Origin of the sequence: Marinomonas sp. SBI8L (assembly GCF_001624705.1) — a bacterium.
Taxonomy (GTDB): domain Bacteria; phylum Pseudomonadota; class Gammaproteobacteria; order Pseudomonadales; family Marinomonadaceae; genus Marinomonas.
Genome location: NZ_JSEO01000003.1, coordinates 290,472 through 313,426, shown reverse-complemented (window position 1 = coordinate 313,426; position 22,955 = coordinate 290,472). Strand labels below are relative to the sequence as shown.

Sequence of the window (22,955 nt, the reverse complement as noted above, 5' to 3'; positions counted from 1 at the left end):
AATCAGACATAAGACACTAACATGACGAAATATCCTTAATATATTTACCTTGCATTTACCTTATTAACAAAAATTCCTCTTCTTTAAAAAGCCAGGTTCACTTCTTTAGCTTAATTTTCACCTTCTTAGATTTTATTTGCTTAAAAACGACAACTTGTTGTCCTACATAGGTTTATTTTCGAAAAAGATAAAAACGACAATTATCTCATATAACGGAAAATAACCTAGAACAGGCATAACATTTTGTTTACAATTCAACCGCTTTTTAACAATGACTTACATTGATGTTTTATACAGTCCCGTTATAAAAGCAATAACCAGTTGAAATGCTTAGGCTTTTTTACTCCCCCACACAATATTGATTAAACTTTAAACAAGAGAGCTTTGTTAATGAAATCAATTCAGTTAAAAATCTCACTCTTCACTGGCCTTGCAACACTAATTGCCATACTTTGTCTTTCTGCTTTCTCTATTTTGTCGACAAAGCAATTACAGGAGCAGGTACAAGAAAATACTCAGGATGTATTTTTCGATTTGTTCGAAGATCAACTAGAGGGTCGCTTGGAAAATAGCGCCGAACATATAACTAACCTATTACAAAGCGCTTTTTTAATTAATGAAGACCTAGCGCGCAGCTTTATCAGCCTCAAACAAGGTGCAGAGACGCCAGAGGCTCAGAATCAACTTCGTGATAACTTTAATGGCATCTTAAAAAGTGCGCTTAAAGATCGTCCTGAAATTCTTGGGGTTTATACCCTGTGGGAACCAAATGCATTAGATAACCAAGATGAAAAGTATCAAGGCCAAAACCATCTTGGCTATGATGCCAGTGGTCGCTTTATTCCTTACTGGACTCGTTCTAATCTAGGTAAACCTCAGGTTGATCCCTTGGTCGGTTATGAAGATACTAGCCGCCCTGATGGGACTGACCGTGTTGGTGAATACTACCTTTGCTCTAAAGACAGTCGCAATAACTGCCTACTTGAGCCTTATATCTATGAAGTAGGTGGTGTTGATACTTTACTTACCTCCTTGGTAACCCCTATTTTGATTAATCAAAGATTTGTGGGTATCACTGGACTAGATATCTCTCTCAAAAGCTTAGAAGCAATTTCAAAACAACTCAGTGACAAACTTTATGATGGCCATAGCCGTGTTTTGATTTTAAGTAATCGAGGTGGCATAGCATCGGACAGCGAAGGAGAAGAAACTGGTAATAACATCAAGGACTTCTTGCCTAAGAAAGCAAACCACATCATAAATAATATGAACCAAGATAGCTTTGAGCTTATTAATGACCCTGAAGATGATAACTTCCAGGCCATGATTAGTATCAAGGTTGGGGCTAACATTCCTAACTGGTCTCTTTGGATCAGTGTACCTAAAGCCGTTGTTCTAGCTGACTTTATTGAGCTAAACGAAATGACTCAAGCTGAGCAGTTTGAACAAAATATCAGCTTTATTCTGGTTGGCTTGTTCATTACGCTGATTTCTATCGTCGTTATCTGGTGGTTATCTAGCCAAATTTCTCGACCTGTTGTTAAGCTAACAGGCTTTATGAAACAAGTGGCTCAAGGCGACTTTACCCATAGACTTGAGCACAAATCAGTTGATGAACTAGGCCAACTTAGCGATGCTTGTAATCAGTTCCTTGACCAGATTCAACCTTTGCTAAAGCAGGTTATTGTCTCTAGTGACCAGATCACAGGAAATGCAACTCAGTCGGCTCGAATTTCTGCAGAAACCCTAACAGGAGCAAGCCAACAGCAAGAAGATGTGATGCAGCTAGCATCAGCAGTAACCGAGCTTAGCGCAACGGCTCAAAACGTAGCAGACAACACAGTTACAGCCGCCGACTCCACAGGCCAAATGAAAGCCATTGCCGCTGAAGGCCAAAAAGTATTGGATAAAGCAAATAGCTCGATTGAAGCACTAGCCCAGGACGTTAAACACTCCAGCGAAGTTATCAACCGAGTTAGCCATGACAGTAAAGAGATTCACACTGTCATGGATGTGATTCGTGATATTGCAGACCAAACCAACCTACTTGCACTTAATGCTGCGATTGAAGCGGCACGAGCGGGTGAGCAGGGTCGTGGTTTTGCAGTAGTAGCCGATGAGGTTCGTTCACTGGCTAAGCGTACTCAAGATTCAACGGCTGAAATTCAAGAAAAAATTGAACGCCTTCAAACCAGTGCGCTAGAAGCCGTTAACTCAATGGAAGTGGGCAGTGAAAGAGCACACGAGTCCGAAGCAATGACAACAGAAGCTAATGAGAAACTCGTTAACATCATCCAGAATATCGATGAAGTAAATGACCTTATCATTCAAGTTTCCAGTGCCGCTGAACAACAAAGAAGCGTAACAGATAGCATTAGTACTAATGTGAACAACATCACTTCGGTTGCAACTCAAACAGCAACAGGTGCAACTAACTCAAATGAAACTAGCCAGCAGCTAGAACTTCATGCGGATGAGCTAAAACAACTTGTCACTAAATTTAAAGTTTAAGACAAGTTAATTGCCCCATCATACGACCCACTTTATCTTTTTATAAAGTGGGTCACCTCTCAAGCTTTACTTTACTCGCTCAAAAAAGCTAAAAGAAATTCGAAACTTCACCTTTTAGGTCATAGTATTAAAGCTAAGTTCATCGGCTTAAAGACGGATACTATGTTTAAACGCCTCTGCCTGTATTGCATTATACTTTTGCCAAGCGCTATTAAAGCTGAGCCAATCAATCTGTATGTTCAGTTTATTCCTGGCTTGTTTCAGTATGATAAGCAGGGTGTTTACGATCAGGTTATTAGGCTTGCTACTCCAGAGAATCATTCTATTTCACTGCAAGTACTTCCCAATCACAGAGCAAGTAATAAGTTTAAAACCTGTACAAATTGCTGTTTATCCCCAGCAAATCTCAATCCTGATTTTTACTCATTTGGAAACGAAGTCAGAGCAACTCAACCGTTAAATAGAGCCAAGGCCTATATATTCAGTCTTACCGAAGATGAGGTTTATACCGAGTTAACCCAGTTAGTTGGAAAAAGAGTGGGACTAGAACGTGGAATGAATTACGGCAAAGCAGTGGCTGCAGGCAATTTTACCCACTCAGTCACCAATAGCTTATTGCAAAATTTTAAAATGCTGGCGATTCATAGAATCGACACTATGATCGCCTATGCACCAGATATTTATCAGGCATTTAAAGAAGTCGATCCTAACCGCTTTCACTATGACGAGATGCAACCTATCGCTATCCATAATGACGCCTTAGTCTGTCGCGGCGTTGAGCCAAGCTTTATCAAAGGTTTCAATACAAGGTTAGAAGCATTAAGAAATACAGGGAAACTAAAAGAAGTGCTAGGCGAACTGTATGTGGCACCTTAAACCTTCTTAGGCTCACAATATTATTTTCTCAGCATAAAAAAACGCCGCATAAAGCGGCGTTTTTTAGCAACTAAGAACTAGTTTAAAAGCTTAAATTAGTCTTGGTTGATGAAGTAGTTCACAACATAACTTGCAAGCTCTGCTGCAGGTACTGTGATTTGCTCCATCGTATCGCGGTCACGTACAGTCACTGGTGCACCTTCTTTCTCGATAGAATCGAAATCAACAGTCACACAAATAGGTGTACCTACTTCATCATGACGACGGTAACCTTTACCTACGTTACCTGTGTTTTCATAAAGAATACGACCTAGACCTAGCTTCTGTAGCTTATTCTTAAGCTCTTTCGCTAGGGCAACAATCTCAGGCTTGTTCTTTTTAAGCGGCATGATAGCGACTTTAATCGGCGCTAGGTGCGGCTTGAACTTAAGTACAGTACGAGATTTACCATCACCTAGATCTTCTTCTGTGTAGGCTTCTGTCATCACAGCCAATACACCACGATCAAGACCCGCAGAAGGCTCGATACAGAATGGCACTTCCCATTTGTTTTCAGCCAAATCACGTACAGCAAGTTTTGCGGTTGAGTCTGAGTTCTCTTTCACATTTGCTGTGATGCCGAACTCAGCTTGTGCTTTAGTGTGAGAACCAAGGTCGTAATCAGTACGGTTAGCAACACCTTCAAGCTCTTCAAAACCATGTGGAAACTTGTACAAGATATCCACAGTTGATTTTGAATAGTGAGATAGGTCATCACCTGTCACATATTCAAATTCGATATTTTCTTCGCCAAGACCTTGATCCAACCACCATTGCTTACGCAAAGCGACCCAAGTCTCGTGCCATTTTTCGTCTTCACCTGGCTTGCAGAAGAATTCTAATTCCATTTGTTCGAATTCACGTACACGGAAGATAAAGTTACGTGGTGTGATTTCGTTACGGAAAGATTTACCAATTTGTGCGATACCAAAAGGTAATGCACGAGAGGTTGAATCAACCACATTTTTAAAGTTGGTAAAGATACCTTGAGCGGTTTCAGGACGAAGGTAAGTGTAAGACTCCTCATCCACCATAGGGCCCACATTTGTTTTAAACATTAGGTTGAAATCACGTGGTTCTGTTACATCAGAAGAACCACAGTTATCACATACCTTGATGTCTTTCATATGGTCTGCACGCATACGAGATTTACATTCGTGGCAGTCAACCATAGGGTCAGTGAAAGTATCTTCATGACCTGAATACTTATAAACAAGCTTGTTTTGTACAATAGCCGCGTCTAGACCTTCAACGTCATCACGCTCATAAACCATGGCACGCCACCAAGCGTTTTTAAGGTTGTTTTTTAATTCCACACCAAGCGGACCATAATCGTAAGCCCCTTGCATACCACCGTAGATTTCACTGCCTTGGAAAATAAATCCGCGACGTTTACAAAGGGAGACGAGTTCATCCATTGTTTTAGCTGGCATTTCTAAACACACCTATATAGAGAATTAGTAAATAAAGTCAGACTCACACGCATTTTCATATGACGAGAGAGTCGATAGCCGCTCATTGTACTCGCTGAGGGTTTTTGTCTCAATGCCAAGCTCGGCTTTAAGCCAGATAACTCGACAGTAAAAGCAATTGAGCTAATTAAAATAGAAGGAAATTCAAGATTGGATGCTGCTGAGTAAAACTTGGCGAAAAAAAAGGCCCTCTTAAAACTAAGAGGGCCAACGGAGGTTTAAGGAAGGCACGTCCCTTCCTTTACTTCTAAAAGAGTCAATCTCTATGAAGGTCGATTAGCTCGCACGACCTTCAGACCAAGCTTTCAACAAGTCGTTGTAAGGCACTGTTACACCTTGTGGCTTCTCGTTAGAAAGTTTCGCTTTAGGCGAACCTGGTTGATTTAACCAATAAGACTCATCTTTAATTGGGTTCAACTGAGGTCCACATACTTTTTGCGCTTTAGCACGCTCAAGACGTTGTAGTACTTTATCTTGTGCTTTAGCCAAACCGTTCAGAGCTTCTTGAGGTGTTTTTTCACCGTTAGCCGCTTCTGCAATGTACTGCCACCATAGCTGAGCTAGCTTAGGATAGTCTGGCACGTTCGCACCAGTCGGTGTCCACATTACACGAGCTGGACTACGGTAGAATTCAACTAGACCACCTAGTTTAGGTGCTGCAGCTGTCATCTCAGGAGAGTTGATATCAGACTCACGGATAGGTGTTAGGCCAACCAGCGTTTTCTTCAAAGATACAGACTTAGATACGGTGAACTGAGCATACAACCAAGCTGCTTGACGACGATCAAGAGGTGTACTCTTCATCAAGGTCCAAGAACCTGTGTCTTGATAACCCAACTTCATACCTTCTTCCCAATATGGCCCTTTTGGCGAAGGCGCCATACGCCATTTTGGTGTACCGTCTTCGTTAACAACGGGCAGATCTGGAGAGGTCATACCCGCTGTGAAAGCTGTATACCAGAAGATTTGCTGAGCAACGCTACCTTGTGCAGGTACTGGACCCGCTTCACCAAAGGTCATACCTTGAGCTTCTGGTGGCGCATACTTACGTAGCCAATCCACATATTTAGTGGTTGCATAAACAGCCGCAGGACCGTTAGTCGCACCACCACGAGCCACACTTGAACCAACAGGGCGGCAATCTTCCATACGGATACCCCATTCGTCTACAGGTAGACCGTTTGGAATGCCTTTGTCACCAGCACCCGCCATAGAGAACCAAGCATCAGTGAAACGCCAGCCCAATGATGGGTCTTTTTTACCATAATCCATGTGACCGTAAACTTTCTTACCGTCGATTGTGCCAACATCTTCAGAGAAGAATTTAGCGATATCTTCGTATGCAGACCAGTTTTGTGGCACACCTAGTTCATAACCATAAATAGATTTGAACTGAGCTTTTAAGTCTTCACGCTCAAACCAGTCAGCACGGAACCAGTAAAGGTTAGCGAATTGCTGATCAGGTAGTTGATAGATTTTACCATCAGGCGCTGTGGTGAAGCTGATACCGATGAAATCATCTAGGTCCAAGTCAGGGTTGGTTACTTGCGCACCTTCACCTGCCATGAAATCACTGATAGGTACCACTTTACCGTAACGGAAGTGAGTACCGATCAAGTCAGAGTCATTCACATAAGCATCATAGATATTACGATCCGACTGCATTTGTGTTTGCAGTTTTTCAACCACATCACCTTCTTGAATCAAGTCATGGTTAACTTTAATCCCTGTGATTTCATAGAAAGCTTTAGCTAACACTTTTGCTTCATATTCATGTGTCGCAATCGTCTCAGAAGCAACATTAATTTCCATACCACGGTATGGTTTTGCTGCTTTAGTGAACCAATCAAACTCACTCATTTGTTGGTCGGACGATAAAGTTGAGACGGTGAATTCGTCACTGATCCAGCGTTTAGCTGCATCTTGATATTGGTCTGCATAGAGGTTCCAGCTCGCGCTGCAGGCTCCAATAGCGCTGGCGATTAGCACCGATTTATACACTTTATTTTTATTGTATTTCATATAATCCTCACTAGTTGACGTACTACTTGCTTCATTGTGTTTGAAATTTTTAGCGCCTCTTAAGAAGGTATAAGAGGCGGTGTATATGTACTGGGTTCAAGCTTTGGCTAACGCCAAGGATTTAGCCCTTTTTCAGTACAAACAAAAGCCAAACAATTGAGATCCCAAAGGGATACCAAATACTGATTTCGCTTACTCCCACTACAAATAGATGGAAAAAAGCACTACTTAACAAACCGATAAACAACCTGTCTCCAGGTGTTGTCATAATCGGTAAGAAACCTTTACGCTCGACCGCAGGATGACGAATTTCATTGATCGTCATGAGTACAAGAATGCCAGCGATACAGGCGAAAAAGATTGCGACAGGTAAAGTCCAAGCCATCCAGTTCATATGCTTTCTCCTATACTCGACCAAGGGCAAAGCCCTTAGCTACATGGTTACGAACAAACCAGATAACCAAGACACCTGGCACGATAGTTAAACAACCGGCGGCGGCTAAGACCCCCCAGTCGACCCCGGAGGCGGTGATTGTCCGCGTCATAACAGCACCAATTGGCTTGGCATCAATCGAGGTCAAAGTTCTTGCTAATAACAGCTCTACCCAACTAAACATGAAGCAGAAGAAAGCCGTCACACCTATGCCTGAGCGAATCATTGGCAGGAAGATCTTGCCGAAGAAATGCGGGAAGCTATAACCATCGATATAAGCGGTTTCATCAATTTCTTTTGGCACACCAGACATAAAGCCTTCTAAGATCCACACCGCCAATGGCACGTTAAACAAACAATGTGCTAACGCCACAGCGATATGGGTATCAAATAGACCCACACTTGAATAAAGCTGGAAGAATGGCAGTAAGAAAACCGCTGGCGGTGACATACGGTTAGTCAGTAACCAGAAGAACAAATGCTTATCACCCACAAACTTATAACGAGAGAAGGCATAAGCTGCTGGCAAGGCAACCAACAATGAGATCACGGTATTGAGTGACACATAGTAGATTGAGTTTAAGTAACCGTTATACCAAGTCGGGTCAGTAAAGATGACGCGATAATTATCCAAGGTGAAATTTTGTGGGAAAAGCGATAAGCCACCCAAAATTTCCTGGTTGGTTTTGAACGACATGTTCAACAACCAATAAATAGGAACAAGTACGAATAGTAGGTAGCAAACCATGCCCACCTGACCTTTAGTGAAAGGTAGCGCTATGCCTCTCTTTTTCTGCGCTGCTTGAGCAAAACTAGTGCTGCTATTTAGGGTTTTAGTCGACATATTATTCCCCTTTCTCTACATGTGTCATTGCTGTGTATAACAACCAACTCACCAATAGGATGATTAGGAAGTAAATAAGGGAGAATGCACCGGCACGACCTAGGTCGAATTGGCCAATCGCCATGGTTGTCAAAGTCTGGCTCAAGAAGGTTGTTGAGTTACCTGGGCCACCACCTGTTAATACGAAGGGCTCGGTGTAAATCATGAAACTATCCATAAAGCGCAACAAAATACCGATCAGCAATACACTTTGTAGCTTAGGTAGCTGGATATAACGGAAGATGGCCCAGCCAGATGCGCGGTCAATACGTGCAGCTTGATAGTAAGCATCAGGAATGGCGCGCAAACCTGAATAGCAAAGTAAGGCAATCAAAGAAGTCCAGTGCCAAACGTCCATCAATAGAACCGTTGCCCAAGCATCACCAGAGTTACCCGCATAGTTATAATCAATACCAATGGCATTAAGGGAATAACCCATCAGACCAATATCAGCTCGGCCAAAGATCTGCCAAATAGTACCGACAACGTTCCACGGAATAAGCAAAGGAATGGCAAGCAAGATCAAGCATAATGCTGACCAGCGCCCTTCTTTAGGCATCATGAGTGCGACACAAATACCTAAAGGTACTTCTATCAGTAGGACACAGAATGAGAAGATAAATTGACGAATTAAAGAGTCATGCAACCTAGGGTCACGCAATACTTCTTTAAACCACTCCACCCCTACAAAGTAACGGTTAGAGGCATCAAATATGTCTTGTACCGAATAGTTAACCACTGTCATCAGTGGCACGACGGCACTAAAGGCCACCAGTAAAAATACTGGCAACACTAAAAACCAGGCTTTATTATTTTCTACTTTATTCATTTCAAAAGTCTCAGCAGTTTTTGCAAGGTCATTGTTGTAACGAGATTAATGCTCTGATTAATCAACCAAGTATTCGTCCGCATACACCTTTAACCAGTTTCCTGGGAAGCGCACATACACAGAACCGCTAGGCACTGATTGCTCTTCAGGTAAGCGTGCTTTAAATTCGGTATTGCCTAATTTAAGCGAGACTATCTTGTAGGTACCTAGATCACTGACCGTAACAACCTCACACTTAAAGCAGTTTTCACAGCTCTCTAATAAGGTGTCTGCTCCTTTATCGCTCTTAGCTAAGTTGCTTAATAAAGGACTGTCGGCTTCTAAAACTTCAACAAACTCAGGGCGAATACCCAGCTTAAGTTCGTGGTAAGGCGTCACCGCAAGTTTGCTCTTCATCTCGTCATCAAGCGCCACCTTATGGCCTTCAAGATAAAGCTCATTCTGCTGAAAACTGCCATCGAAGAAGTTCATACCTGGGCTACCAATAAAGTAACCAACAAAAGTATGCTCAGGCTTTTCAAATAGTTCTCTTGGGGTACCAAATTGCACAACCTGACCGCCATACATAACGGCAATCTTGTCAGCAAAAGTGGAAGCTTCTAGCTGATCATGGGTTACATACACCATGGTGATATTGAATTGCTCGTGGATCTGCTTAAGCTTGCGACGCAGCTTCCACTTCAAATGAGGGTCGATAACAGTTAATGGCTCATCAAACAAAATGGCAGAAACATCGTCACGTACCAAACCACGCCCCATTGATACCTTTTGCTTTTCATCCGCAGTCAAGTTTTTCGCTTTTTTCTTGAGTACATCTTCTAGCTCAAGCATGTAAGCAATGTCTTTTACTTTCGCGCTGATGTCAGCTTCAGATTTACCCACATTACGTAGCGGGAATGCCAAGTTGTCATACACACTCATGGTGTCGTAAATCACTGGAAACTGGAAAACCTGAGCAATATTTCTCTCTTGCGGCGTTAAAGCATTCACTTCATGACCGTCAAATAAGATCTGTCCTTCTGATGGTGTTACCAAACCAGAAATAATGTTCAAAAGCGTCGATTTGCCACAACCAGAAGGTCCAAGTAATGCGTAAGCACCACCTTTTTCCCATACATGGTCCATCTCACGAATGGCATAATCCTTATGACCTTGAGGATTGGCGCTATAACTATGGGCCAATTGTTTTAAATGTATCTCAGCCATGTTGAACACCTCCTGAAACTTGGCCTGCCTGATTCACTATGGGCAACCGAGTAGGCACCTTGAGAATCTTGCCATCTTCATCAAATACAAAGATTTTGTGTGTTGGCATATACACCTTAATTTGAGCATCCACTTCGTATTGGTAAATACCGGTCAGATGTAACACCAAAGAGAGGTGCTTATTGCGCACATGCAAGAAGGTTTCTGATCCACTGATTTCAGCCAGTTCAACACGTACCGAAATCTCTAAATCATCTTCATTGACAGGGAAAAGTGCTAAATGGCTAGGACGTACACCAAAGATGTAATTGCCGCGGCCTAGACCTGCAAGATCAGCATTAAGTGGGAAGTGAGTCGCTTGATCCAAGGTCACTTCACTGTCTGAAATCTCACCTTTAGTCAGATTTAATGGTGGCTCGGAGAAAAGCTCAGCGCAGGCAACCGTATCTGGGAAGTTATAAACTTCGGCAGTTTCACCATACTGAATAGCGCGACCTTCATGTAACACAGTTGTGGTACCACCGAGAGCTAACGCTTCGTTTGGTTCGGTCGTCGCATACACGGCGATGGTATTACGCACCTTAAATAACTCGCGCATTTCTTGGCGCAGCTCTTCACGTAACTTGTAGTCAAGGTTAACTAGGGGTTCATCAAATAAGATTAAGTCCGCATCTTTAACCAAGGCGCGTGCCATGGCGGTACGTTGTTGCTGACCACCGGATAGCTCTAATGGCATACGAGTTAAGAAGTTTTCAATGCGAAGAATTTCTGCCGTTTCTCGCACCTTTCTATCTATGGTTTGTTTATCATCACCAGCCAAACGTAACGGCGAAGCGATATTGTCATAGACACTTAAATTGGGGTAATTGATAAATTGCTGATACACCATTGAGACATTACGTTGACGTACAGGTACGCCCGTCATATCAGCACCATTCATTAGGACACGGCCAGATGTTGGTTTTTCAAGACCAGCCATCAAGCGCATTAAAGTGGTTTTACCGGCCAGTGTACGACCAAGCAAAACATTAAAGGAGCCAGGTTCGAAGTTGAGGTTCACATCATTAATGTGCAGTTCACCATCAACTACCTTAGTTATCTTATCAAGAGTCAAAGACATGGTATTTCCAGTTTATTTATTGTTGTTGTCACTGTGTGCAAAAAGTACTGCACTTTGTAAAACGTGTCTTAGAACTAATTCAAGGGGCGTGCCAAAAGTCACAAAAATGAAATAAACATATGTTTTTATTGGATTTATTTAATTTTCGAACGACTAAATATGAAAAAAGCATGATGAGAAGTGAACAGCTAATCAGTGTTCAGCTTGTTCAGGAGTGTTCAGTTGAACACTAGAATGAACAGTTTTACAGGAAGAGTTAAGCGGCTTTTGATGCACAATCAAAGCCGCTTTTTAGCAGAAAGCTAGGCTGTTTGCTTAGCTTTAGTTTCTTGATTTGGTAACGCGATCGCTATCAGGCTTGCTACAAAAAGCAGGCCGACTGAAAAGCCGATACAGGCTTCTAAACCATAGCTTTGATAAAGGTAGCCTGACATTAAAGTACCAAGTAAGCGCCCCACAGCATTCGCCATATAATAAAAGCCAACATCTAGCGAAACACCATCATCACTGGCATAGTGCACGATCAAAAAACTATGCAAAGAGGAATTAATCGCAAAAGCGACCGCAAAGCCTGCTAAGCCAATCATCAAGACCCAGAATGCAGAGAGTTCGCTGACTAAACCTAATGCAATTAAGGCTGTAATCAGTGTTAACACTAGGCCCCAGAAGCAAGCCATTTTGGCTTCTTTATTAGAAGCGTTTGCCGCTTTTGCTGAAAAACGGTTAATCAAGTTAGGTGCGCCCGATTGCACTAACCCATAAATGATCACCCAGGTCGCTAAGAAGCCACCTACCCATTCATGCTCCCAACCTATTTCAGAAGCAAGATAAACAGGTAAAGCCACGACAAACCAAACATCACGTGCACAAAACAAAAACAATCTGGCTGCTGATAATATATTGATGGCACGGCTCTTCGAAAAGATCTCTTTGAACTTAGGTTTGTTTTTTGCTTTACCTAGGTTTTGTTTGAGACGCCGTAAACTCACAATCAAGATAAAAGTTAAAAGCACCATCATAGCCAGTACGGCACCTTGGAAACCAAGGAGCGCCAATAAAACGCCACCCAGAAAAAAACCAACACCTTTTAGGGTATTTTTAGAACCCGTTAACACCGCAACCAATTTAAACAGACGCGCTTCTGTTGCGGCATTCAGTGCGAGAGCGTTTTGCCCCTTATCATCAAACTTAAAGTTAGCGAGAGATTTCACGGCACTCTTAGCACTCATTTTATTCAGATCTTTAGCAATTCCTGATAAAGCCTGCGCTGCCATTACCCAAGCAACCGTGAGATACACGTGCGGTACAAGCAACATAGCAAGGGCCAGAACCTGTATAAACAAACCAATATTCATGGTTCGATTTAAGCCAATTCTTGCTCCTAACCAGCCTCCAAAGAGGTTGGTTACTACGCCGAAAAACTCATAGAAAACAAATAAAAGTGCTATCTCTAATGCCCCATAACCTAACTGATAAAAATAGAGCACCACCAGCATACGTAAGGCACCATCGGTCAAGGTAAAGCACCAATAGTTTGTTGTTACTAAAAGGTATTGCCTGAATAATTCAGGCAATTGTTTAAATTTTTCTATCATCTGCATCGTCAATGACTCTGGGTTAGCTCACTTATGATTGATCAGACAAGCCGACTTTCAGGGCTAATTCAGCTGCTCGGTTGGCATAGCCCCACTCATTGTCATACCAAACATACACTTTTACCTGAGTATCATTAACCACCATGGTGGATAGGGCATCCACTATGCCCGAACGTGGGTCACCTTTATAATCCACTGACACTAATGGTTTTTCTTCGTAACCTAGAATTCCTTTAAGCTCACCATCTGCTGCGGCTTGTAATAATTGGTTTACTTCAGCTTGGCTTGTGGCCTTATTTACTTCAAAAACACAATCTGTCAAAGACGCATTTGCCAAAGGAATACGCACAGCATGGCCATTCAGCTTGCCCTTTAACTCAGGAAAAATGTGAGTAATCGCGGTAGCAGAACCTGTTGTTGTCGGGATCAAACTTTGGCCACAGGCACGAGCTCGACGTAAGTCTTTATGAGGTGCATCTAAAATAGTTTGGGTATTGGTTATATCGTGAATAGTGGTCATTGAGCCATGCTTGATACCCAGTGACTCATGGATCACTTTCACTACAGGTGCAAGACAGTTGGTAGTACAAGACGCTGCGGTGACAATTTTATGCACTTCTTTGTCATAGGCCTCATCATTTACACCCATTACTACATTGAGTACGCCCTCTTCTTTAACCGGTGCAGTAACAACGACACGCTTCACGCCCTGTTCAAGATAAGCTTCAAGACGTGCTTTCTTATTCATCTTACCGGATGCTTCAATGACAAGGTCACAAGCAGACCAGTCAGTTTCGGCAATCGTTTTATTTTGTGAAGTTTTAATCAGCTTACTGCCAATGTGAATTTCATCACCCTCGGCCTCAGCGGTATGCTGCCAAGTCCCTTGAACAGAGTCATAATTTAACAAGTGAGCCAAGGCTGTCGCGTCACCTGCTGGATCGTTAATTTGAACAAAATCCAATTCAGGCCAATCCCAAGCGGCACGTAATGCTAAGCGACCCATGCGTCCAAAACCGTTTATACCTACTTTAATCGTCATCTTTTTTCTCACTTAGTTTTTAATCATTGTTACAGCACTTTATGACGCGCTCTGGCCTATCACCCATTTTCGCCAATCGCGCTTTATCCGGTTTCAACGCTTCTTTATAACCCTCAGCCGCATTATCAATGATGTTTAATGCCCACTGAGGCAAGGCTTCATTTATGCGGTAATGAATCCACTGGCCCTGACGTCTATCGCTCAAAAGGTTAGCGGTTTTCATTAGAGCAAGATGCCTAGATATTTTAGGTTGGCTCAAATCTAGCGCTTCAACAAACTCACAAACACATAACTCTGACTCTTCTAACGTCAAAAGTAAGATGCGTAAGCGGGTTGAATCCCCTAGGCATTTTAATAATGTAATAGCGTCCAAATGCGCTTCCTTATATATGCTTTTTAAATATACGAATAATCATATATATGAAAAAACAGATATACAAGAAAAATTAAATACCGAGCTAAATAAATGCGTGAGAAAGGTCAGGTAAAAGCAGTGATTAAGTGAGAAATGAATAGGGAGTGCTGATGATCTAAGCTCAACTCAGATCATCTTAATAATTAACTAGGGAAGCTTGGAATACGTTGTAAGCAACCTAAGCAAGTAAAGGGTCATCTTTGGGTAGCACTTTTTGGATCCAAAGTGCGAGCTTGTGTTTCATATTAGGTAAATCTTCTTTATCCGGTGGTAGTGCAACCAAGAGTTTATCTTGAACTAGTAATCGATATAAAACTTCTACTTTTTCATTCGCCGACATAGTGGCTTGAAAGCCTGAATAACCTCGTTTTAGAGCATACTTTTCACCCACTTCAATCGCTTTTTTAGCTAACTGGGCCTCATTTTTAATCTTTTTCATTTAGTACTCTCCAAAAGACAACGCTATTTATTGAATCCATTTAAACAAAATTAAGAAGGAGTTTTGCGCTTCTATGCCTACTACTCTAGCGTCTTTAACCTTGCGCTTAAAGGGCTATCAGAATAAGAACTCATTCAGATTCATTTAAGGTCAAAAAATAAACTAAAGACCAAGCTCATTCGACAAAATGCTTTGATATTCACCTGTTGCCATTAAATTTTCTAACCCTAGATTAAAGTCTTGTATCAGTTTCTCAGCCTTGGGATGCTGCTTAGACACTAATAAATGATTTGAGTATTTAAAGAAGACCTTATCTAACACCTTGACCTCATCGATAGATTCAAAAACTTGAGTAACATAGCTATAGCCTTCTAATTTATCTACGACAACAATATCGACTCGATTTGCTTTAAGCATATTGAAGCAGGTCGCTACATCTGGAGGACTAAAATGAATCGCTATACCATTGTCGATCAAGTGCTTTGAATAACCTTGTAAAGCATAACCTTGTGGGCGACAAAGCTTAATGCTCTTAGGATTTAGATTAGTAACCACATTAAGCTGTGCTTTACTTAACGCAAACGCTCTTTGCTCAAAGATAAATAAAGGTTTGGAATACAAAAAAGCAGTTTGTCTTTCCGCTTTAATCGACCAAGCATAGGTGGCATCAACCCGCCCTTTCTCTGCCATTTTTAATGCTCTATTCCAAGGATTAATATCTATCTTTGCCTGATAACCCTGCTTTTCAAATGACAAGCTTACAATCTGGGATAAAGGACCAAGTTGTTTACTGTTAGACGAGATATAAGGCGGAAACTCTCCTGTGGTTAGCTTAAGTGTTTCAGCCATTAATACAGAAGGTATTAATACTATTCCTAGGGTGATGATACCCATGATTTTTATGACATAACTCAGAACTTGATTAACGCTTGGCAGGCGAAATTCAAACATGCGTCCCTCTTTATTATTTTTATGTGATTGCCGCTCATTAATGCATCTCACCTCTCAAAAAGCTCAAACTCGAAAAAGCCGTTACTTATGACCAAGGCTAAAAAGCAGACAATTAGCGTTAGGTTAAATATTAACCTTTATGATTAAGATCAATCAAATAGGATAAAAAATCGATATTCGATGTACTCAATTTAAAGGAATATTACACTTATATTTCTGCCTATTTATTAAGGAAATTTGAAAAGTTATCTCTTTTTAACCTTACCAAAAAGCGCTTGTTTTTAGGCTTTTTATGCGGCAAATGAGCGAGCTTAAGCAAGGCATTAGTAACACCTAATTAATAAATATGTTAGTCACGCTGTACGTTCTCAAATTAAATTCAATCGAATGATGAAGGGATTTAAGCAGGCGTTTCATCCCTAGATTTCATTCTCATTAAATTATGGAAGTTCCTATGAAAATCTCGTTAAAAAGGATGTCTTTACCTAAGCAATTAGGCTTAGGTGCTCTTTTCTCTGTGTCTGTTTTTATTCTGATCTTGTTGTTACTTATCACTCGAGTATTTAATACTGCCATTGACGAGATAGCTCAGGATCATCAATCTCAAGAAGTAAAACTGATTGCACAGCAGTTAGAGTCTGACTTTCTGGCTATTAGAATGAGCCTTGATGTGCAAGCAAAACAAAGCAAGCAGCACTTCTCGACCTTGACCCAAACTCAAGGTGGCACAGCCGCTCAGCATACAAAACTAAGCCTATCTGGGGTTCAATTAGATACAGACTATTTAGTGAAAATGGCCCAACTTAGTGGTGTTCAATATAGTCTTTACACCTATGGCAACAGCGGCTATCAAGAAGCATTAACTAGCTTGACTACCCCTGCAAACCTAAAGCAAATTAGTGCCAACAACTCTGATTTTGCTTCTCTTTTTCAAGGTCAGGATCTTTATCTAAAGCAGCGTTTTAATAACGCAGACTACCTCATTAAATATCAGGTCATTCGCTATCAAGGTGAAGCTCCTGTTTTACTAGCTACCTATTATGACTATAGCCAGCAACTTACTCGCATAAGAGATAAGATAAATGAGATAAAAATTGGTTTATCAGGCTATATCTATGTCACAGATACGGGGGCAAATGAGTCAGTTCTTACAATACATCCAAGTCTTGTCGGTAAAAGCCTCTATACCTTGTTCCCACAGATAAAAAGCACCTTTGAACAACTTTATCAAAGTAAGCAGGGTAGCGCTGTTTACTCGTTACAGATTAAAGGCAAAGGCGATGATGTGAGGGCTTCTAAAGTCTTTTTTCATCATGTTGAAGGCTGGAATTGGGTGGCAGTTTTAAAAACCTATGATGATGAATATGCTGCTGTGATTAGAGATAAACTCATGCCTATTATTATCATCAGTATTATTGGGGCTGCTTTATTGAGCCTCGCTTTATGCTTGCAGATTGCCTACGCCTTAGCACCTATGAAAGAAATCACCAAAGGCCTTTCTAAGCTGGGTAAAGGGCAACTATCGTTCCGTTTTAAATCGTTAAACCCTAGGACAAGTCGTAACGAAGTCGACCTATTAAAACGCGATATTACCGCCATGCGCGATGGATTAATTAATGTCATTACGCAAGTACGAAATTCAAGTGAAAGCTTGATCGCCTCATCAGAGTCTATTAATAGTGCTAACTCTCAGCTTAAGAGCCAAGCGAGTCAAAGTGAGCAAGAAAGTTTACATGTGGCTTCTGCAATAGAACAAGTTGCACAATCCATTGAAGAGGTTGCCAATAACTCTAATCAAGTCTCACAAGAAACAACTAATGCCAGCATGATTTCGAGCAAAGGTAATTCTGCCATGCAGGCGGTTGAGGCGACTGTTGCTCAGTTATCAGAAGCCTTTCATCAAGCTTCTAGCATCATTAAAGAGGTAGAAACCAATAGCCAAGGTATAGGTGAAGTCGTTGATACTATTAATGGCATCGCCGAACAAACTAACCTGTTAGCTCTCAACGCAGCGATAGAAGCAGCACGTGCAGGCGAACAAGGTCGTGGTTTTGCTGTGGTTGCAGATGAGGTACGGGTGTTAGCTCAGCGGACTCAAACATCGACCGAACAAATAAGGCAAGTGGTTGAAAAGCTGCAAACTAATACACAAGCGGCCGTGGATAATATGGCGAAAGGTAATCAGCAAGTTTTAGAGAGTATAGATAAGGTTGCCGATGCTGGGCACTTACTCACCCAAATTCAACAATCCATTAGTGAAGTCGAAATTCGCATGGGATCTGTTGCAGCTTCAACAGAGGAACAAAGTGTAGCAAGCTCACAAATACGTAGCAGCACGCACTCACTAAAAAGCAGTGCTAGCGAAACCTTCCTACAGGCAGAATCTTCGCAACAGCATACTAAAACAATAAAACAGCTTACAAATCAGTTACAAAATGACCTAAGCACATTCGAATTAAGCTAAAAATGTGGGGCTAAAGGTCTTCTATACAAACCTTTAGCTCCTCTTAACGATCTTTTTCGTGTATTTACACATCAATCACGATTTCCACCTTAAATCTTACCTAAAAACATACCTTATTGTTCTTAAAGCGAAAAAACAGAAAATTAAGTTAAATTTCTAGTGCAAAAAACAAACAAAAATGTAAGATTGCTCACTTTTGTTACTGATTGTCATTTACATGTAAACAAAATAAATATAAATTATGAGCAATTGATAATCATTATCATTAAGTTCTAAAAATTCATCTTACAAAGGATAGGTAATGTTCAATTTTTATTCTCGCTGGTCACTGCCAAGACAGCTAAGTATTAGTGCGCTTATCAGCGTCGTACTCGCAATCTCTCTATTTTTATTAGTTGTCTCTATGGTGTTCTATAAAGAGATCAATAAAATTTCAGATACCAACCAAGTAAAAGAAGTTAGCTTAATCAGCACTCAACTTGAAGCTCAGTATGATTCGATTATGCAAATGACTCATACCTTATCAAATGTATTAAACGATGAATTTAAAGCGCTAGACGTTAATCCTAATGAAACGATTAAGGTAGGCGCATTCGATAGCCCTGTAGTGACCTTAGAAGGTGAAGTACTTAACCTAAATTTCACTAAAATTGATCAATTCACTCGTTCAACAGGAGCGACTGCGACGATTTTTGTACGTGATGGCAACGACTTTTTAAGAGCAACAACATCACTTAAAAAAGAAAACGGGGCTAGAGCGATTGGTACCTACTTAGGCAATAAGCACCCAGGTTATCAAATGCTAATGTCTGGACAAGCTTATGTGGGTAAGGCTTTCCTATTTGGCAAAAACTACATGACTAAGTATGTGCCTGTGACCAAATCAGGTAAAACCATTGCCATTCTGTATATTGGTGTTGCCTATGACGATATTCTAGCTGAGATCAATCACTCTCTAGGCAAACTGACTTTCGGCTCATCTGGCTATGTCTATATTACTGATACAGGTAAGAACGAAGCCCAACTCTTATTACACCCTACTCTAACGGGCAAAAACCTTTATCAAGAGTTCCCAGAGCTAAAAAGCACCTTTGCAAAAATGTATCAAAGCAAACAAGGCAACATCATTTATCAAGCCAAAGTGGCTGGTCGTGATCAGCAAGCAGAGCACTCTAAAGCTGTGTTCCAACATATCGAGGGTTGGGATTGGGTCGTTGCGATTAAGCTTTATCGCGATGAATACCAAGGCCTTATTATTAGCAATATTATCAACCTAGGTATGCTATCTATTCTTGGTGCTATCCTGCTTTCAGCACTGCTTTGGTTCATCATCCGACGCGCGCTTAAGCCTATGAAAGAGATCACCCAAGGCTTAGAACTATTAGGTCAAGGCCAACTAGATTTTCGCTTTAAAGCGCTAAATAGTCGTGACAGCAAGAATGAAATGGACCTGTTAAAGCGTGATATTACCGCTATGCGTGATGGTCTTATCGGGGTTATTACCCAAGTACGTAACTCAAGTGAACTTTTAATTGAGTCATCTCATTCTATTGATCAGGCTAACAACCAGTTAAAACAGCAATCCAGTAAAAACGAAATGGAAAGCTTACAAGTAGCATCAGCGATCGATCAGGTAGCAAGTTCCATTGAACATGTAGCAAACACTGCGAATGAAGTGTCTGAAGAAACCGTCAATGCACGCGTTGTAACCAATGATGGTAATGATGCAATGAAGGACGTTGAAGTCACAGTTGGTGAGCTATCTAACGCCTTTACTCATGCCTCTAATGTCATTGAAGAAGTGGAAGCAAACAGTAAAAGCATTGGTGATGTGGTTGATGTCATCAACTCTATTGCCGAGCAAACAAACCTGTTAGCCCTAAATGCTGCCATTGAAGCAGCAAGAGCGGGTGAGCAAGGCCGTGGTTTTGCCGTTGTTGCTGATGAAGTTAGGGTATTAGCCCAGAGAACACAGCAATCTACCGAAGAGATTCGCAAGGTTGTTGAAAGCTTGCAACAAAACAGCCAATCAGCAGTAAACAGCATGGCGTCTGGCAGTCAGCAAGTTGCTGATAGTGTGAAAAAAGCGGGTAAAGCAGGTGAGCTTCTAGCTCAAATACAGGCTTCTATCAGCACAGTTGAAGCGCGTATGTCTTCCGTTGCGGCATCGACAGAAGAACAGAGTGCGGCATCTGGCCAGATAAGAAGCAGTAGCCTTGAGATGAAAACGAGCGCCAGCGAAACCTTCTCTCAAGCTGAGATATCAGGCCAACACAGCCAAAACATCAAGGCGTTAAGCCAACAGTTACAGCAAGATTTAAGCTCTTTCAAACTGAAATAGCAGTATAAAGGGTCGAGTTCATGATTGAACTCGGCCTTTTTATAATTAGCGCTTTATCTTGCTTGAGCACAAGCTAGATGGACGAGTATGATTAGACATCTTGATTATGCTTACCAACTAACACCTATCTATGTCTGATATTAACCCTGCCCATCATCACCGCCATTTTGTACTGCTTGAAGGTGACCTTGATGCGTGTCTTGAGCATTTTTTCAGCCTAAGCGAAAACTTACGTCAACCAATATTAGCAGCACCAGATCTTGATATATTTCATGCGATCAGAAATTCTCAAGTTGAAACCTGTAAAGCGATCCCTAATAAAAAACTTAAGCAAGTATTAGGACAAAGCCATGAAGCGGTTTTTCTAGATATAGAAGAAGGATTATCTGCTTCTGCCATCAGCCTTATCGCAGGCACCATTAAAGGTGGCGGCGTTCTCGCACTTGCCTTGAGAGATTTAAAGCTTTGGCTAAATAACATAGATCAAGAGCAGGCCCGATATCTGCCTTGGCCGCTTACTTTCGAAGATGCAAAGCCTAACTTTAAAGAATATTTTTTAGCCAAGTTAAAACTAAACAAGATACAGCATATTAAACTTGCGACTTTCACTAGCGCACCTCATGCTCTCGCTAGTATTCAAAAAGGCCCGAAAGACCTTATCCCCAGCAAAGAGCAAAACCAGCTTATCGAAGCCATAAAAACCTTTGCGATAAAAGCCAATGAGCAGAGAAAAACATCCTTAGAGATTAAATCTGCTAGCTTCGTCCTTGCCCATAGAGGAAGAGGGAAATCAACAGCGTTAGGCATTGCTCTAGCACAACTTAATCAAATATCAGCAGAGATGAGTGTTGCAATAACAGGCCCAAATAAAGCCGCTATTGCGCAATTAGAGAAGAGTTATTTTCAAACATTAGACAATAGTTCAAAGGCAAACAGTTTAGCGCATAGCTTATTCTTTTCACCCGATAGCTTGATACATAGTCCAAAAAAATTAGACTTCCTCATTGTTGATGAAGCAGCCGCTTTGCCCCTCCCCATGCTGACGTCTTTATTCGGTATTTATAAGCATTTAATTTTTTCCTCAACAAATCATGGTTACGAAGGTTCTGGCCGAGGATTTGGCATTAAGTTTATTGATTATTTAAAGCAAGAGAGCGAACACTTTAATACCCTCACCTTATCTGAGCCTATACGTTGGCGTAAAGGTGATGTGCTAGAGGCTTTTATCAGTGACCTTTTGTTGTTAAAAGGAAAACCAGATAAAGGTCTATTTTCTTCTCACTATAAAAAGCTTGATATTGAAAAAATAAAACAAGATAACTGGTTAGATAAAGAGAAAACTTTAGACGAATGCTTTTCGCTATTAGTAAGCGCCCACTATCAAACATCTCCTGATGATATAAGGTGGATATTGGATGACCCTAGCGTGAGCACCTGGCTAATGAAAGCTGATAACCAGCTCATTTCTACTGCCATCATTAGTGAAGAAGGCTTACTTGATTCTTCACTTTCCTTGGCTGTAGCACAGGGCATTAGACGCCCAAGAGGCCACCTATTGCCTCAATCCTTACTCGCCCATGAAGGGCATTTAGATGCGGGTGACTATCGGTATTGGCGTATCAGTCGTATTGCCAGCCAAAGCCATTTACAAAAACAAGGTTATGCCAGCCAGCTTCTGACAAAAATAGGCGAGGCAGGAATAGAAGATAAAGTCGACTTTTTATCAACCAGCTTTGCAGCCACTTTTGATGTGGTAAATTTTTGGCAAAAAAATGGTTTTATTTGTGTTCGTTTAGGGACAGCAAGAGATCAGGCTAGCGGCTGTTACTCTGTGATGATGTTAAAGCCATTAAATACCAAAGCTGAAAAGCAAGCCCGTTTATATCAGGCCTTCTATTTATCAAACCTTAAACAAAATTTAGACAGAGACTACCCAGATATTGAGCAAAAACTCGCGCAAGCACTAGTGCAAACAGGACCCAATAAGGATCAGTTAGACTATATAGAAACAGCCTCATTCAAAGCAATTGAAGCTGAAAAAGATCAACATGATCTTAAACTCTTCGCTCACCACCACAGACCCTATGAAACCATTAGGGCCCAGTTATATCGTAGTGTGATAGCAAAAATAGAAATGGAGCAGAGCCAAGAAATAGCGCTATTAAATGAAGCAGCACTAATCCCCATTAAAGAAGCTAACTTTGCTCAGTTTAAGCTGCTCTCTAAAAAAGCCATAGACAAGGCGCTTAGGCAGTCCGTGGCGCTACATTTGTTATAAGCTCAACTTTATCTTTCTCGATCATTCAACAACTAGAAA

The 22,955-nt window shown here is 41.3% G+C and carries 17 protein-coding genes; 5 read left to right on the top strand and 12 right to left on the bottom strand.

Annotated features, from left to right (window positions below):
• Nucleotides 1-390 precede the first annotated feature (390 nt).
• Together OA91_RS05540 and OA91_RS05535 are read left to right on the top strand one after the other, a co-directional pair.
• Complete coding sequence (locus OA91_RS05540; RefSeq protein ID WP_063336662.1) at nt 391-2,511, top strand: methyl-accepting chemotaxis protein; 2,121 nt, start codon at nt 391-393, stop codon at nt 2,509-2,511.
• 162 nt (nt 2,512-2,673) lie between these two features.
• Nucleotides 2,674-3,387 carry a transporter substrate-binding domain-containing protein gene (locus OA91_RS05535; RefSeq protein ID WP_063336661.1) on the top strand — a complete coding sequence of 238 codons (714 nt, stop codon included), beginning with the start codon at nt 2,674-2,676 and terminating at the stop codon, nt 3,385-3,387.
• A 95-nt stretch (nt 3,388-3,482) separates the two neighbouring features.
• Here the strand turns inward: OA91_RS05535 and OA91_RS05530 are convergent, their stop codons facing one another.
• From OA91_RS05530 to OA91_RS05475, 12 genes are all read right to left on the bottom strand, one after another.
• Complete coding sequence (locus tag OA91_RS05530; RefSeq protein WP_063336660.1) at nt 3,483-4,859, bottom strand: glycine--tRNA ligase; 1,377 nt, start codon at nt 4,857-4,859, stop codon at nt 3,483-3,485.
• A 315-nt stretch (nt 4,860-5,174) separates the two neighbouring features.
• A complete protein-coding gene (locus OA91_RS05525) occupies nt 5,175-6,920 on the bottom strand; it encodes an ABC transporter substrate-binding protein (protein ID WP_046018183.1) in 1,746 nt (581 codons plus the stop codon).
• 121 nt (nt 6,921-7,041) lie between these two features.
• Entirely contained in the window at nt 7,042-7,314 is a 273-nt protein-coding gene (locus OA91_RS05520) for a DUF2160 domain-containing protein (protein ID WP_009832728.1), read from the bottom strand.
• Nucleotides 7,315-7,324: 10 nt separating this feature from the next.
• Nucleotides 7,325-8,101: a carbohydrate ABC transporter permease gene (locus OA91_RS05515; RefSeq protein WP_046018256.1), complete on the bottom strand. Its 777-nt coding sequence runs from the start codon at nt 8,099-8,101 to the stop codon at nt 7,325-7,327.
• Between the two features lie 97 nt (nt 8,102-8,198).
• Nucleotides 8,199-9,065 carry a carbohydrate ABC transporter permease gene (locus OA91_RS05510; protein WP_046018182.1) on the bottom strand — a complete coding sequence of 289 codons (867 nt, stop codon included), beginning with the start codon at nt 9,063-9,065 and terminating at the stop codon, nt 8,199-8,201.
• A gap of 57 nt (nt 9,066-9,122) precedes the next feature.
• Nucleotides 9,123-10,271 carry an ABC transporter ATP-binding protein gene (locus tag OA91_RS05505; protein WP_063336659.1) on the bottom strand — a complete coding sequence of 383 codons (1,149 nt, stop codon included), beginning with the start codon at nt 10,269-10,271 and terminating at the stop codon, nt 9,123-9,125.
• Entirely contained in the window at nt 10,264-11,391 is a 1,128-nt protein-coding gene (locus OA91_RS05500) for an ABC transporter ATP-binding protein (protein ID WP_063336658.1), read from the bottom strand. The genes OA91_RS05505 and OA91_RS05500 overlap by 8 nt, the downstream gene beginning before the upstream one ends.
• Before the next feature lie 302 nt (nt 11,392-11,693).
• Nucleotides 11,694-12,986, bottom strand: a complete 1,293-nt coding sequence (arsJ, locus tag OA91_RS05495; protein ID WP_063336889.1) for an organoarsenical effux MFS transporter ArsJ — start codon at nt 12,984-12,986, stop codon at nt 11,694-11,696.
• Nucleotides 12,987-13,017: 31 nt separating this feature from the next.
• Complete coding sequence (locus tag OA91_RS05490) at nt 13,018-14,028, bottom strand: ArsJ-associated glyceraldehyde-3-phosphate dehydrogenase (RefSeq protein ID WP_063336657.1); 1,011 nt, start codon at nt 14,026-14,028, stop codon at nt 13,018-13,020.
• A 19-nt stretch (nt 14,029-14,047) separates the two neighbouring features.
• On the bottom strand, nt 14,048-14,401 hold the full coding sequence (locus tag OA91_RS05485) for a metalloregulator ArsR/SmtB family transcription factor (RefSeq protein ID WP_082827791.1): 354 nt from the start codon (nt 14,399-14,401) through the stop codon (nt 14,048-14,050).
• 220 nt (nt 14,402-14,621) lie between these two features.
• Nucleotides 14,622-14,882, bottom strand: coding sequence for a DUF5062 family protein (locus OA91_RS05480; RefSeq protein WP_046018177.1), 261 nt, complete (start codon nt 14,880-14,882; stop codon nt 14,622-14,624).
• A gap of 162 nt (nt 14,883-15,044) precedes the next feature.
• On the bottom strand, nt 15,045-15,833 hold the full coding sequence (locus OA91_RS05475; protein WP_063336655.1) for a substrate-binding periplasmic protein: 789 nt from the start codon (nt 15,831-15,833) through the stop codon (nt 15,045-15,047).
• Between the two features lie 454 nt (nt 15,834-16,287).
• On the opposite strand from OA91_RS05475, the gene OA91_RS05470 reads away from it, so the two are divergent.
• From OA91_RS05470 to OA91_RS05460, 3 genes are all read left to right on the top strand, one after another.
• The gene (locus OA91_RS05470; protein ID WP_063336654.1) at nt 16,288-18,297 is read left to right on the top strand and encodes a methyl-accepting chemotaxis protein; all 2,010 of its coding nucleotides are present in this window, start codon (nt 16,288-16,290) and stop codon (nt 18,295-18,297) included.
• A gap of 301 nt (nt 18,298-18,598) precedes the next feature.
• On the top strand, nt 18,599-20,638 hold the full coding sequence (locus tag OA91_RS05465; protein ID WP_063336653.1) for a methyl-accepting chemotaxis protein: 2,040 nt from the start codon (nt 18,599-18,601) through the stop codon (nt 20,636-20,638).
• Between the two features lie 130 nt (nt 20,639-20,768).
• A complete protein-coding gene (locus OA91_RS05460; RefSeq protein WP_063336652.1) occupies nt 20,769-22,916 on the top strand; it encodes a GNAT family N-acetyltransferase in 2,148 nt (715 codons plus the stop codon).
• Nucleotides 22,917-22,955 lie beyond the last annotated feature (39 nt).